This window comes from Streptococcus mitis (genome assembly GCF_002096925.1).
Taxonomy (GTDB): Bacteria; Bacillota; Bacilli; order Lactobacillales; family Streptococcaceae; genus Streptococcus; species Streptococcus mitis_AF.
On record NZ_NCVN01000017.1, the window covers coordinates 1 to 13,487 of the forward strand.

At 34.1% G+C, this 13,487-nt stretch carries 20 protein-coding genes and 1 pseudogene; 7 read left to right on the forward strand and 14 right to left on the reverse strand.

Going from position 1 to position 13,487, the window contains the following annotated elements; all coding sequences use genetic code 11:
* Nucleotides 1-143: 143 nt before the first annotated feature.
* From tnpA to B7692_RS04465, 11 genes and pseudogenes are all read right to left on the reverse strand, one after another.
* Nucleotides 144-576, reverse strand: a pseudogene (gene tnpA / locus B7692_RS04415) (IS200/IS605 family transposase).
* Between the two features lie 212 nt (nucleotides 577-788).
* Complete coding sequence (locus tag B7692_RS11105; RefSeq protein WP_000344069.1) at nucleotides 789-944, reverse strand: hypothetical protein; 156 nt, start codon at nucleotides 942-944, stop codon at nucleotides 789-791.
* A gap of 5 nt (nucleotides 945-949) precedes the next feature.
* On the reverse strand, nucleotides 950-1,795 hold the full coding sequence (locus B7692_RS04420) for an ATP-binding protein (RefSeq protein WP_084930025.1): 846 nt from the start codon (nucleotides 1,793-1,795) through the stop codon (nucleotides 950-952).
* Nucleotides 1,796-1,806: 11 nt separating this feature from the next.
* Nucleotides 1,807-2,685, reverse strand: a complete 879-nt coding sequence (locus tag B7692_RS04425) for a conserved phage C-terminal domain-containing protein (protein WP_084930026.1) — start codon at nucleotides 2,683-2,685, stop codon at nucleotides 1,807-1,809.
* The gene (locus tag B7692_RS04430) at nucleotides 2,672-2,944 is read right to left on the reverse strand and encodes a hypothetical protein (RefSeq protein WP_000462953.1); all 273 of its coding nucleotides are present in this window, start codon (nucleotides 2,942-2,944) and stop codon (nucleotides 2,672-2,674) included. Before B7692_RS04430 ends, B7692_RS04425 begins: the two co-directional genes overlap by 14 nt.
* Before the next feature lie 4 nt (nucleotides 2,945-2,948).
* Complete coding sequence (locus B7692_RS11215; RefSeq protein ID WP_078352928.1) at nucleotides 2,949-3,155, reverse strand: hypothetical protein; 207 nt, start codon at nucleotides 3,153-3,155, stop codon at nucleotides 2,949-2,951.
* 1 nt (nucleotide 3,156) lies between these two features.
* Nucleotides 3,157-3,360 carry a hypothetical protein gene (locus B7692_RS04440; protein WP_025170925.1) on the reverse strand — a complete coding sequence of 68 codons (204 nt, stop codon included), beginning with the start codon at nucleotides 3,358-3,360 and terminating at the stop codon, nucleotides 3,157-3,159.
* A complete protein-coding gene (locus B7692_RS04445) occupies nucleotides 3,317-3,622 on the reverse strand; it encodes a hypothetical protein (protein ID WP_239822374.1) in 306 nt (101 codons plus the stop codon). The genes B7692_RS04440 and B7692_RS04445 overlap by 44 nt, the downstream gene beginning before the upstream one ends.
* 320 nt (nucleotides 3,623-3,942) lie before the next feature.
* Nucleotides 3,943-4,203, reverse strand: coding sequence for a hypothetical protein (locus tag B7692_RS04455; RefSeq protein WP_084930027.1), 261 nt, complete (start codon nucleotides 4,201-4,203; stop codon nucleotides 3,943-3,945).
* Nucleotides 4,204-4,214: 11 nt separating this feature from the next.
* Entirely contained in the window at nucleotides 4,215-4,820 is a 606-nt protein-coding gene (locus B7692_RS04460) for a Rha family transcriptional regulator (RefSeq protein WP_084930028.1), read from the reverse strand.
* Between the two features lie 225 nt (nucleotides 4,821-5,045).
* On the reverse strand, nucleotides 5,046-5,243 hold the full coding sequence (locus B7692_RS04465; protein ID WP_084930029.1) for a helix-turn-helix domain-containing protein: 198 nt from the start codon (nucleotides 5,241-5,243) through the stop codon (nucleotides 5,046-5,048).
* Nucleotides 5,244-5,450: 207 nt separating this feature from the next.
* Here B7692_RS04465 and B7692_RS04470 point away from each other — a divergent pair, with 207 nt between their 5' ends.
* From B7692_RS04470 to B7692_RS04485, 4 genes are all read left to right on the forward strand, one after another.
* On the forward strand, nucleotides 5,451-6,095 hold the full coding sequence (locus tag B7692_RS04470) for a helix-turn-helix transcriptional regulator (RefSeq protein ID WP_000369027.1): 645 nt from the start codon (nucleotides 5,451-5,453) through the stop codon (nucleotides 6,093-6,095).
* 53 nt (nucleotides 6,096-6,148) lie between these two features.
* A complete protein-coding gene (locus tag B7692_RS04475; RefSeq protein WP_084930077.1) occupies nucleotides 6,149-6,322 on the forward strand; it encodes a DUF4177 domain-containing protein in 174 nt (57 codons plus the stop codon).
* Between the two features lie 48 nt (nucleotides 6,323-6,370).
* Nucleotides 6,371-6,910, forward strand: coding sequence for a hypothetical protein (locus B7692_RS04480; RefSeq protein ID WP_084930030.1), 540 nt, complete (start codon nucleotides 6,371-6,373; stop codon nucleotides 6,908-6,910).
* 188 nt (nucleotides 6,911-7,098) lie between these two features.
* Complete coding sequence (locus B7692_RS04485) at nucleotides 7,099-7,863, forward strand: type II toxin-antitoxin system PemK/MazF family toxin (RefSeq protein WP_084930031.1); 765 nt, start codon at nucleotides 7,099-7,101, stop codon at nucleotides 7,861-7,863.
* Between the two features lie 563 nt (nucleotides 7,864-8,426).
* Here B7692_RS04485 and B7692_RS04495 read toward each other — a convergent pair.
* Nucleotides 8,427-8,693 (reverse strand): hypothetical protein, encoded by a 267-nt coding sequence (locus B7692_RS04495; protein WP_084930033.1) that lies wholly within the window; start codon nucleotides 8,691-8,693, stop codon nucleotides 8,427-8,429.
* Here B7692_RS04495 and B7692_RS04500 point away from each other — a divergent pair.
* From B7692_RS04500 to ntdP, 3 genes are all read left to right on the forward strand, one after another.
* Entirely contained in the window at nucleotides 8,692-9,858 is a 1,167-nt protein-coding gene (locus B7692_RS04500) for a tyrosine-type recombinase/integrase (protein ID WP_084930034.1), read from the forward strand. The genes B7692_RS04495 and B7692_RS04500 overlap by 2 nt on opposite strands.
* An 89-nt stretch (nucleotides 9,859-9,947) precedes the next feature.
* Nucleotides 9,948-10,724, forward strand: coding sequence for a recombination regulator RecX (recX, locus tag B7692_RS04505; RefSeq protein WP_084930035.1), 777 nt, complete (start codon nucleotides 9,948-9,950; stop codon nucleotides 10,722-10,724).
* An 88-nt stretch (nucleotides 10,725-10,812) separates the two neighbouring features.
* A complete protein-coding gene (ntdP, locus tag B7692_RS04510) occupies nucleotides 10,813-11,346 on the forward strand; it encodes a nucleoside tri-diphosphate phosphatase (RefSeq protein WP_000775316.1) in 534 nt (177 codons plus the stop codon).
* A gap of 358 nt (nucleotides 11,347-11,704) precedes the next feature.
* Here ntdP and B7692_RS04515 read toward each other — a convergent pair whose 3' ends face one another.
* The gene (locus B7692_RS04515) at nucleotides 11,705-12,562 is read right to left on the reverse strand and encodes an Rgg/GadR/MutR family transcriptional regulator (protein WP_084930036.1); all 858 of its coding nucleotides are present in this window, start codon (nucleotides 12,560-12,562) and stop codon (nucleotides 11,705-11,707) included.
* A gap of 12 nt (nucleotides 12,563-12,574) precedes the next feature.
* Nucleotides 12,575-13,336, reverse strand: coding sequence for a class I SAM-dependent methyltransferase (locus tag B7692_RS04520; RefSeq protein WP_084930037.1), 762 nt, complete (start codon nucleotides 13,334-13,336; stop codon nucleotides 12,575-12,577).
* Nucleotides 13,337-13,487 lie beyond the last annotated feature (151 nt).

Sequence of the window (13,487 nt, forward strand, 5' to 3'; positions counted from 1 at the left end):
AATCATGACCACCCGTCAAACGGGTGGTTTGTCCCAGAGCTATAAGCCCAAATTACCAGCCAGCGCCTAAAGACGCTGGCTTTCACTTTGTTCAAGCCTTATTGCTCTTGACTCGTCACTTGCCTCTCAAAGAGGCTTTAGTATTACTTACCACTATCCCTAAAGGGAGCCTCATATTCTTTTACACTCAATTTATCTAGTGCTATATCATGCTTTACTCGTTCTCAAATTTTTATACTCGTGAAGAAATCATCCACTGGATAATTTCTTTAATCTTGGATATATTTCTTAATTGTGGCTTCATTGAGTCCAACCGTACTCACATAATAACCTTCCGCCCAAAAATGCCGATTCCCAAACTTGTACTTGAGATTGGCGTGTTTGTCAAACAGCATGAGTGCACTTTTACCTTTTAAATAACCCACGAAACTTGAGACACTTATCCTCGGTGGAATATTTCGCCTAAACTACTTCGATATTGATTATAGATAACTTTTCGTCTATACTTAGGGGGAACATAATGTGATACTTACAGTGCCACTTTGTGTGCGATAAACTATGTGCCTTTTGTGCCATATTTTTCTCCTTTCGCTTTACAATTGGCTTGAACACCTTTATTGTATCGCGTCTGGAGTTTTTTGGGTATAACCTTCGACGCGTACCCGCATAGCGGGTAGTTTTTTGTCTCGCACCTAGCGGAGCGAGACGGACTAATAGTCACATAACAAAAAGGGCATACCACTAGCATCATATGCTTACGGTATGCCCCTGAGTTGTTCTCAATAGACTTATTTTTTAGTTTCTTTTTTGACTAGATGAGTAAATTTCCCATCTGAGTAGACTAAAGTTATCTCTCCAAATCTTGGAACTTTTTCTATCTCTATTATACCACATTTTTCGTAGACAATAAAGCCTTTTTCTGTTGAAAATTTCATTTCATCCATATCTATTAACCTTTCTCTCCTCTCACTGTGTTAATCGTATATCGCTTATCTTTGATCGTAAAAACCTTGAAAGTGTTCCCTTCTAAACCTTTCAAAATTCTACTTGAGTTTCTAGCGTTGTAAACAGTTCGCAGTTCACTGCTATCTAGATTCGTGTTGAAAATCGTAGTTTCTCGATTATTTATAATATCAAACAAGAAATCCTGTTCCCAGTCACTCTTAGGAGTGATTGTTCCATTTTTTGCTCCAAGGTCATCAATGATTAGAAAATCAACGTCAACCAGCTTTTTAACCGCCTCATACTCTGTTAAGTTTGCATTTCTTCCATAAGCCCAACCTTCTTTTATCTGCTTGATAATCTCGGTTAAGCTGACAAACAATACGCTCTTAGGCTCGTTCTTCTCTCTGAAACTCTCATTGATTTCTTTGGCCAGGGCAAGCGATAAGTGACTTTTTCCTATTCCTGTGCTACCGCTGATTAAAGTATTTCCCGTCATACCTGCAAGGTACTTCTGGGCTTGTCCTTTTACAAACTCTAACATCTGACATTCCTCTGTAGTCTTAACAAAGAAATTATCAAATGTCGCTCCCTTTAACTCTTTAGGAATTGTACTATCACGCATTAAGACATCATAAGTTTTAAAATACGTTTGTCTATCATCAAACCTCTGTAATAGGTCTTTCTCTTTTTGTTTAATATCCCCCTTCACACACTCCGGGCAAAATGGTTGTATTTTTCTTTCTGAACTCCCTACTACAGGTATAGAAATTTCCCAGTAATTTACCTGATGAATATCACAAACTTTATCTGATATTTTTCTGTTATTAAATTCTTTAAATTGTTCCTTCATCCTTGCAACTCCTAAAATGGTAGGTCTGGGAAGTTATCTTCAGACTTCCCTCTTATTGTTTTAGGCTTTTGATTCAAATAACCGTCAAACTTAGAACCGAAAAGTGTTTCAGGTCTCAGATATTTAGAAAATTCAGGACTATCCTTCCATTCTGCCGTTTTAATATCTATCACCTGTTTAAAATCTTCAAGTGTATAGCCTTCTTTGAATCGTGCTAGTAAAAGCCTTTTAGTCTTGTCAACAAATTTATATCTCTTGTTAGCTACTTGATTCAGATAAGCAATAGGAACCCAAAGTTCTTTATGTTTTGTTTTCTCTAAATCTTTTATAGCTGTTTCTTCAAGCCAACTAGGAAAAATGAAAGATGAGCTTTGCTCATTAGGCGAGGTTTCCTCGGCTATATATTCTTTATTTATATCTAACTTTAAATCTTGCTCTAACTCTTTATCTATCTCTGTCTTACATGTAGATAACGTTGTAAAATTATTAGATAACATTGTAAGATTTTTTTCTTTCCCTTGTTGCTCTTTGCGGTAACTTCTCATATATGCAGCATGGTTTGTTTCTTGTTGTACTAAAGCTTTTGCTTGGGTTAACTCGGCATTCTTATCTTCATCAATCTGAATCAGGCCACATTGCGTAAAATAAGCTATAGTCATAGATATATCATCTTCTGAAACATCTAATTTCAAGGCTAGTTCTTCTTTTAATGTTTCAAAATATCCCTCGTAATACAGAATACAATCACTTTCAAGACTTTCTAACATCATGCGGATATAGATTACTGTCATGGTATAACCGCCAGGCATACTTTTGAGTCGCTTAATAAAGAGATTGTCAAAAAATTTCTTATCAATTTTCAACCAAAAATATACTTTAGTTTTTGCCATCATATACCCCCATAAACTTATAAATGTCGTCCACTTTATAATAAACTTTTCTGCTATCGTCTCCCGGGGGCTGATAACGCTTCAGGCCCATTCTTTCCCATTTTTGCAAGGTCAGGTATTTTATATCTAACTCTTCTTGTACTCGTTTTGCGGAAATCAGCCCAATGATTCGGGGAGGTATTTTCTCATGACTTTTCAGGTAACGTTCTAAGGCTTCTAATATTTTTATTTGAATTTCTTCAATCATTCTTTCAAACATATCATCACCTCCACGGCTTAATGCTTGCAAGTTGGATATATCGCCCATAGTCAGGGCTTAAACTCTCACTAGGTCTTTCTCCTAGTTTCCTGTTTTCTCGATCCAGTTGGGCGCTCTTTTTGCGGTCTCGATGGTTTAGGTAAATTAGAAAGCCAATCAAAATCACGGTGAAAATAAGCGCCTGTGTATTGCTTAAATCTAGTTCATTCATGCTATGCCCTCGCTTTGTAATTCTTGATATATAACTGTTGGGCTTGATGTTCCATCTTTTGGAAAGCTTCAACTTCCTTGATAGATACTTTGTTATCTAAAAAATCAATAATAAACTGTAATAGATTTGGATTGTTAACCTTTAAATCGGCCATAAAATCATCAATTTCTACTTGAGTCATTTTCATTACATCTGGAATTTTCATCTGACTTGTACCCCAATTCTTCAAAATTCTCACAATTAAGGAGATGAACTGCAATCCCATCCAACTCTCTATAGAGTTGTTCCATCTGGTCACGAATAACGCCTAACCCCTCTGTCATCTGTCCAGATAAGATATCAGTATCTACTCCGTTATTTTTCGCCATTATCAGCGAATTACTCAACTGTCTTACTAATTCAATTCTGGGAAGCACATCTCCAAGTCTGCCTCCTTGCTCTTGAATTTCCTTTATATTTAATGTCATATTGTTTTCCTGTGCTTTTTTTGCCTGTTTCCTATACGTAATTAGCACCACTCCAAACGCTGGGCGATTGCCCCAAGTTGGCGAACGCTTGTAGCGGTGTTTCGTGAGTAATTACCCATCTTTCAGCTAAACAAGGCCTTAGAATCACCCTGTCAGCGCTTGATTTCAAAACCTTTTCTAATTGCTTGCCTGCTCTTCGGTTTTTCGTTTGTATTTGATAAAATAGCTGTTTTCTGCTATAATCGGAGCATAGAAAAAATTTCTATATCCTTAATCTTGTCGCTTGCTCGCCTTGTCCAAAATTTGAGCAAGTGATTTTTTTATTTTCTTGTTGCATGATTTCTACCTGACTTTGGTTTATAAAGCAAGTCTTTACTTTCGATAAGGTCCAGAATCCAGCTGAGCCCCTGCTCCACCGTTTCAAGAAATGCGCCCAGGTCTTCACTGTCCAAATCCTCGTAGTTCATACAAAGATATTCGGCTAGTTGTCTGTCTTTCTCAACTAGCTTTTTAAAATCCTTGGAATACTTAGGAATTTCTAACCCTTTGGCATTTGTAACTGTCTTAAATTCATTTTCCATTTTCTATACTCCTATACTTTAAAAATTAATTCCTTAATTTCTGAATATCCCCTATTCAAGTTAATCATCGCTATTGCCATATCTTCCAAGCGCTGATAGTTTGCAAGTTCATCACTAGTTAAACTGTCAATACCGTTTCCACTTTCTCGCTCTTGCATGAGTTGAGACTTGTTTTTCCCAGTCGCTCCCTTTAGCAATAAATTTGTAAGTGTACTATAGGCATGCTTAGGTGCTTTCTCCCATGATTTGATAGCTTCGGTTAAGGTCTTGCGCTTTGGTTTTTCCAGTTCTCTTTGAAGATAGCGTTTAGAAAGTTCATCACGCATTTCAAAAAAGGCTTTGACTAGGTTCATTTTGAATTGCCGTACAGGTTCGGTATTCTTTAGATAAGTGATCAGCAAGGTAGCTTGTTGCTCATTCAGAAGATAGATTTTTTTCGGTTGCCCTCTCTTATCTAATTTATGGATTTTAAATCCAAGTATTCCCAACGCTTCAAAATCAGCTTTATTGTCTCTGACTAAGCGTGTAATAGTATGGTGCTGTACTTCAGCACATTCAGCGATAATCTCGCTCGTAGTATACGGCTCTTTCTTGCCGTCCATGTAAACCAATTCCATTGGTTCGCTCCTTTCTTCTTTTGTCAGTGCTTGCCACCTAAAACAGTACCAAGGTAAAGCATTAAAGTAGGGTAAAATCGGAGAATATGAACCCCTACAAACCCTTGATACTGCTATAGGTAGCAAGCAAATATTTAGCTAGATTCGTTTATCAATCTCCAGTGGTAAAGCACCACATGAGAAATCTATAAATGTAGAGTAGTATTACGATTGGTTCGCTCCTTTCTATTCTTTCGTCTCTAGAAATTCATCCAGCGTAACGCCCAAGTAACTAGATACTTTTTTTAACGTATCAAGACTTGGATTCTTTGCACGTTCATAGTACAAAGCCGTTAGAGTACTTTTTGAAATTCCTGTAGCCTCTGCAACATCAGCAGTTTTCTTACGTTGCTTGGCTAATAACAATCTCATGTTATTCTTCATAGCATAAAACCTCCTTTTGTTTAAAAATTTCACCACAAAAGATTGAAAGATATTTTATATGGTGTACTTTTTGTGCAACTATATGTTGACAAAAATATTATATTGCACTTTTTGTTCAATTTCAATGCTTTTTTGAAAAAATGTTGAATTTTTTTTGCAACATTTTAAAAAAACATGATAAAATACTCTTGAAAGGTGTTTTTAAATATGGATAATAAGTTAAAAGAATTGAGGTTAAATAAAGAATTTAACGGTAAAATTGGAATGACTCAGCAAGAAATAGCTGATGAAATAGGAGTTACAAAAAGAACTTATATTTATTGGGAAAAAGGTGAACGTCAAATAAAACCAGAAAAAGCCCAGCAATTAGCGGATATTTTCGGGGTAAGTGTTGGGCAGCTATTGGGGTATGAAGATTATAAAACTATTCAAAATGATGCATTTGATAGCTATAGAAATATGGCAAAATTATTACGCACCAACCCAGATTTTAAAAATATAATTTCAGAATATGATGAAACTAATCGAAAAAACGGTAAGCTGGATTTATCTTTTTTTGTACAAGCTGAAAGCCTTCCCATAATCGAACAAGATATTAAGGAACTTATTCTTGAAGAGTGGGAAAAAACTCAACCCGAAGATGATTATGAAGAAATCGGTGGGACTCTTTCTGATAATATTTCAAGAATCTATATAGCTCTTGGACAATTGCCAATACTTTTTAAAGATTTTTTCGGTTCTTTTCTAACCCTGTCAACATCTGATAAAAAAATCGTTATGCAACTAGTAAATAGTCTATACGAAAAAAATAAAGATATAGGTATCATAAAAGAGTATACTGATAAAAAATAATTTAGAATTTACTTAGAATTATCTGGTCAAAAACTAAAAAAGAGTAACTCCCCATAGGATTTTTTGACACTGGATCAGGAAACCTTACAGAATTAGAAGATGTTATCAATAAACAAGCTTCAAAAGGCTACCGCCTGCATACAATCACAACCGCCAATGGTGGAAGTAAAGGGCTAGGCGGTGGCGACCGTATTCAAGCCACAATGGTTTTTGAGAAGATTCTATAAAAATTCCCCATCTTTTATTAGAAAACATCAGCATATAGGAGGCTACTTATGAAAAAATTACTAAGCACATCAGCTATTTTACTTTCTGCTACCGTTCTAGTAGCTTGCTCTAACAATCAATCAGCTACCAAAGATAGCTCGGAGCAACCAAAAACTGAGCAAAAAAACACTACTTCAACAAACGTTAAAACCAAAGTAGATAACAGTAAATACGACAATCTAATTTCTGAAATCAAATCAAAATTAGATCCTGAATCAACTGGCGCAATAAGCGTAAAAATTCAAAATAACGTAATCGATTCAGATTCATCCGAACCGCATGATACAATCATGATTTTGCTAACTGGAACGGCTAAAGATAGCGCAAAAGAGACTATGGATGCAATCAATTCAAATTCTGCTACAACTAATCAGCAAAATGCAATTACCGTATTTCGGATGTCTATATCTGAGTTTGCTAAAAAATTACCAGACGACAATACTACTCTTTCCCTTGGATATGAAAAATCCGCTGATCAATACGACTTAATCGCAAAATCTTCAAAACAAAAAGATTTTATCCCTGTTGGAGAAATCATCGTAAATTAAAAAACTCCCCCATATTCGCCAATAGCAACCATCGTTTCATGGTCTATTGTGCAAAAACAGGGGAAATTGAAGAATAGAAAGCCGATTTTACAGACTAAAGCGCAAAAAACGACAAAATTGACAAATAGAGATGACTAATATCTTCTAAACCATCGGCGAAATCGTGGGCATATATAGAGAGAATTAAAATGAACAAAGAAAATCCATATTTTGAACAAACCAAACAAAACTACATAGAAGTTGAAAAACTCTATAAACTTGGTAAAGCAAAGCATACATCTTCTAAATACAGATTTCTTGCACCAGCAGTTAAAAGACAATCTGAACAATTCTTATTTGAAGCCAAGACTCAAAAAAGAAAATATTGGAAATTCAGTCGTGGTTCTCTGGTATTCGTAGAGTTCGGTGTAAATATAGGCGGAGAATTATCAAATAATCATTGGGCTATTGTCTTAGACAAAGTAGATAGTCCCTATAAAAAAACACTTACAGTAATTCCTCTAACATCTAAAAATCAAATAGATACTGTACTCATAGACGAAGTCATTGCGGAATATCCTTCTATTTTGCTTGATGAATATATTGAAAAATTACACAAAGATTTATTTGCCTACCTAAAATATTTAGATTCCAATAATGCAATTACTGAAGCTGCCTTATCGGATGTCTACCAAGTTTATACAGAACAATTTTCAAACGAAATAATTCAACCTAAGATAATAGACGATGATAACCTTAAACGGACACAATCAGAAATAAATGACGTTATTGAATTAACTCAATACTACAAAAAATACATTAAGCGTTCTTATGCCAAGTGTAATAACCTTCAAACAATCAGCAAAGATAGAATTTTAAAGAAAAATAGATTAGATCCAATCGGAAAAATGAAAGTATCTGATAACACATTGGACAAAATTAACGAAAAGTTAAAAGAATTATACCTTTTCTAATCTCTTGACATTTTTTAATAATTATATTACAATACAGCTATTAGGAGTTTAGCTCCATAAAGTTTACATTTGGATTTTAGATCCATAACGTGATAGTAGCCGTATTTGATGCGGCTACTTTTCTTTTTATTCTAGTAAACATAACTTAAAATAAAAAACTCCCCCATATTCACCAATAGCAACCCTATTTCTACGGTCTATTGTGCAAAAATGGAGGAAATTGAAGAATAGAAAACCAATTTTACAGACTAAAGTGCAAAAAACGGCAAAATTGACAAATAGAAAGGAGAATCATGGACTACGAAACAACACGGAAGGGACAGTTTTAGGACGAAAAAAGGCGAACTTATTTGCTAATTTGTTTACATATAGCTCCAAATGGATTATAATTTATTTAATCTTAATGAATGGTTGCAGTAGCGACCTACCAAAAGGGGCTTTTAACGAAGCTCCTTTTGTGCATTATTTTGAGGTTTAATCAATGAAACCATTTCTAATTGCTTGCCTGCTGATTGACATCTATTAGACTTTAATCTATAATTAAGTTGCTTAGAGGTTTACCCTCATATTTTTAAACTTTGAGCCTCAGCGCTCCAGGGAAGTAGCTTAGTTGTTACTTCCTTTTTATTTTCTAAATAAAACTCTTGAAATACTGAGGCTTTTTCAAATCCCATATAAGCACCATATCCGCCTTGTTTCTTATTCTGGTACAATTTACCATCTAACTGCTTAAAATCGAAAACAAGGGGGGTCTCGTAGCCCCTCGCATGGTATAAACTCAAAACCTTTTCTAATTGCTTGCCTGCTGATGGAAAAAGGAGTAAAACCATGAAGATTACAGAATACAAAAAGAAAGATGGATCAGTAATTTACCATTCCAGCGTTTATCTTGGCATCGATACCGTAACGGGTAAGAAAGTCAAGACAACTATTTCAGACAGAACCAAGAACAGCCTCAAAAGCAAGGCTATCCAAGCCAAGGTAGAGTTTGAAAAAAACGGCTCAACAGTCACAAAAGCCATTAACGTTACCACCTATCAGGAATTGACGGAACTCTGGCTAGAAAATTATTGCCATACAGTCAAACATAGCACTCTTATAGGGGCAAAAAACAACATAAAAAAGTATCTCCTACCAGCCTTTGGAGACTACAAACTAGATAAACTAACACCCCCAATCATCCAGCACCAGGTAAACCAGTGGGCAATAGATTACAATCAACTAGGAAAAGGTTATCAGCAATATAATCAACTCCATGCCTTAAATAAACGCATATTATCCTATGCCGTTTCCTTGCAAGTCATTGCTTCAAATCCAGCTAGTGATATCATCGTCCCACGTCGCAAACCCAAAGAAGGGCAAAAACTGAAATATCTGGATGACGACAATTTGAAAAAATTCTTAGATTATCTGGATCAGTTGCCAAACACTTATAAAAATTTCTCCGATACGGTGTTATATAAGACACTTCTAGCGACTGGTTTGCGTATTCGTGAGTGTTTAGCCTTGAAATGGTCTGATATTGACTTACAAAACGGTAGCATTTCAGTTACCAAGACTTTAAACACCCTCAAGGAAATCACTAGCCCTAAAAGTAAAAGTAGCATTAGAGAAATAGCACTGGATACCAAAACGGTACTCATGCTTCGGCTCTATAAAGCAAGACAATCCCAAATAGGTAGGGAAATAGGGGTAACTTTTGAAAAAGTGTTCTCTGATACCTTTGACAATTATAGAGAAGCGGGAGCGCTCAGATTCAGACTAGAAAAGCATTTAAAACTGGCTGGATGTCCTCGTTTGAGTTTCCACGCTTTCCGACACACCCACGCTAGTCTATTGCTCAATGCAGGACTTCCTTACAAAGAAATCCAAACACGGCTTGGCCATTCTAAAATTTCAATGACTATGGACATCTATAGCCACCTATCCAAAGACAATAAGAAAAAGGCGACTTCCTTTTATGAAAAAGCCATTGAGAATTTACAAAGTTCCTAAAAAGTTCTTAAAATTCATCATTAAGGGACAAAAAACGGCTATATCAAGGGGTTTCAGCTTTTTCTCACATTTTGAGTTATAATAGAACTATGAAAATCACAAAACTTGAAAAGAAAAAAAGACTCTATCTGATGGAGCTTGATAATGACGACAAATGCTGCATTACTGAAGATACTATTGTTCGTTTTATGTTATCAAGAGATAAGGTGATAAGCGAAGAAGAATTGAAAGATATTCAGGACTTTGCCCAATTTTCTTACGGTAAGAATCTAGCTCTCTACCACTTATCCTTTAAAGCACGCACTGAAAAAGAAGTCAGAGAATATCTGAAAAAATACGATATTGATGAAAACATCGTTTCTCAAGTCATTATTAATCTTAAAGAAGATAAGTGGATTAATGATGCTCAGTACGCTTATGCTATCATCAATGCCAATCAACTTTCAGGAGACAAGGGACCTTATGTATTGATTCAGAAACTAACACAAAAAGGGGTTCCAAAATCTACTATAGAAGAGAACTTGAAAAAATTTGATTTTTCTGAAGTTGCTCAACGTGTAGCTAATAAACTATTGAAAAAATATGAAGGAAAACTTCCAGCTCGTGCCTTGCAAGATAAGATTATCCAGAATATGACCAACAAGGGTTTTTCCTATTCTGATGCTAAAAGTGCCTTTGACCAGTTGGATAGTCAAGTTGACCAAGAAACGACTCAGGAACTCATCTTCAAGGAACTTGATAAGCAATATGCTAAGTATGCCCGAAAATATGAAGGATACGAACTTAAACAGCGTTTAACTCAAGTTTTAGCACGAAAAGGCTATGATTTTTCGGATATAGCAAGCGCTCTCAGAGAATATCTTTAATATTTTCATGTAAAATTCACAGATTTTAGGTAATTTTATGGTACAATAGTAAACGATAAACTTATAAATTGTAGAAAGTTGGTTAGTTATGAAGCTTCCAAAAGAAGGCGACTTTATTACAATTCAAAGTTATAAGCATGATGGGAGTCTCCACCGAACTTGGCGGGACACCATGGTACTAAAAACAACAGAAAACGCCATTATTGGTGTCAACGATCATACACTGGTTACCGAAAGTGATGGTCGTCGTTGGGTCACTCGAGAACCGGCTATTGTTTACTTTCACAAGAAATATTGGTTTAATATCATTGCCATGATTCGCGATAATGGAATTTCCTACTATTGCAATATGGCTAGCCCCTACTATCTGGATGAAGAAGCACTGAAGTATATTGATTACGATTTGGATGTTAAAATTTTTACAGATGGGGAAAAACGTCTCTTGGACGTTGAGGAGTATGAGCGTCACAAACGCAAAATGAATTATTCTGATGACTTGGACTATATTTTAAAAGAACATGTCAAAATTCTTGTTGATTGGATTAATAATGGACGTGGTCCTTTCTCAGAAGCCTATGTAAACATTTGGTACAAGCGCTATGTAGAACTAAAGAATCGGTAAAGTTGTCAAAGGTCAGGAACAAAATCCTGACCTTATTTTTTGGTAGTGTAAAATAAATTGTGTAAACACAAAAATGAATAAATCGATTATAGCAGAGTTACAACACATTACTAGAAAGTGATTTATGCAGAATTCGTAAAATATATAAAACAAATAGATATACTGTTATTTTTTAATGTCTTTATTCCTTGTAAGTTTACAACAAACTTATATCATTTCATACAAAAAATACGAAAATGATTAGTATAAAAAATACAGGTCAACTTCGTATCAAATAATTTATTTTTTGTATTTCCACATAGCATCAATCATTTAGTACAATATTTTAAAAACAATATCTCAACAGAGAAAATGCTATTTAATCTACCAACTCATTTAATCGTTTTTGAAAATATAAAGCAATACTTTTAGATTCAATAAACTCAAAATATTTTATGACATTGTCCATTTGTTTAATTCCAGATTCTTTAGATTCAGTCAGATATATTTTATATCCTTCTACAAATTTGAATGTAGATTTTTCAAAAACTTTTGTGTCATCTTTTAATAATTTCTTTAATTTCATTTCAAAGTAGTCTGCATATATTAGATGTGAATTTTCAAGGCAACAGAACCAAAAATTTAAACAAGCTGACACAACTAAATTTCTATTCTTACCGATTTTTTCGTAATAATGTGTACGCTCTAGTATTTCTTTTCCGACCATGTAAATATAATCTATTTCAAAAAGATGATATAAATTACCAATCAATGTTATCTCATAAGACTCCCATCGTTCCTTCTGGAATAAATAGTCATATACTAAATTTAGATCTTCTCTACTAACTACATAATTACAATCTATCTGATTTAATAATCCCTGAACCATAATTGTATTTATTTTATGAGTTTTTTCCCCACTCTTCTCAAAAAGTTTTTGTTGCTCATTTTTTATTTCCTCCAATCCTTTAGTATTCAAACTATAAAAATTTGGAGATAAGTTAACCAAAAAATCATCAAGTTCCGATCTTTTATAATGTTCTAAGTAATTACAAAAATTCTCTATCGAAACATTGATATTTGATAATAATTTAAAGAACGTTGAAAGAGAAATTTCATTTTCTCCTCTTTCAAATCTAGAAAGTTGAGATTTTGATATAGAATCAGCTGCAGCATACTCTAAAGAATATCCGTTTAATTTTCTAAAATATCGAAAAGCTTCTCCATAATTTTTCACAATTTCGTTCCCTTAACTTTCTTTTCGAGCGATAAACATACCATATTCTTTAGGAATGATCAACATACCATTATTAAACTCACTTTCCAATCTTTTACGTATTATTTCCTCTTCTAGTGAACCTCCTTTAAACGATTGGATGTATTTAAATAGGTCATCTATACTAGTTACCTGTAACTCATCATCATAGAGTAATGTATCGACAGAGTTAAAATACCTACTCAGGTACCTTTTACCATTTTGTAAAGTAAACGTTTTATTTTCTAAATCTTGATTAACCTCATCTTTAAATAAATTTGCCAAATAATTTACAACTCCATTTTCACCAAATGTAGCACAGTAAAAAATTCCTCCGGTTTTTAAGACCCTATTTACCTCAGAGAGAGCTTTAGGAATATCATTCACATGATGTAAAAGCATATTAGCAATAACAATATCAAACGTTTCATTCTCAAAAGAAATCTTTTGAATATCCATTATCTCATAGTTGACATTGTCTCTATTTCCAATCACTGAATTCGTTGATTTTACCATATCTTTAGAAAAATCTGTAACAACCAACTGCTTCATTTTATCTATAGAATCACTATTACTTTTCCACAGTTCTCCTGTACCACATCCCAATTCTAGAACCTTTACTTCATCAGTGATTTGGTAGTTAGAAAATATCCAATTATTAAATCCCAATTTATTTTTTGAATACTTCTTATGCAATTCTACTCGAATATCAAGATTATCATGACTTTTATATTGTTCAATTACTTTATCAATCATTTTAAATGACCTCCACTCTATAATTTGACATTATATCACAAGAATAAAGATAGTGTTAAATAAGTTGTATAAATGCAAAAAAGGAATATTCCGTTATAGCAGAGTTGTAACACATTTCTATAAAGAAATTTATTCCTACGACTCAGTTTAG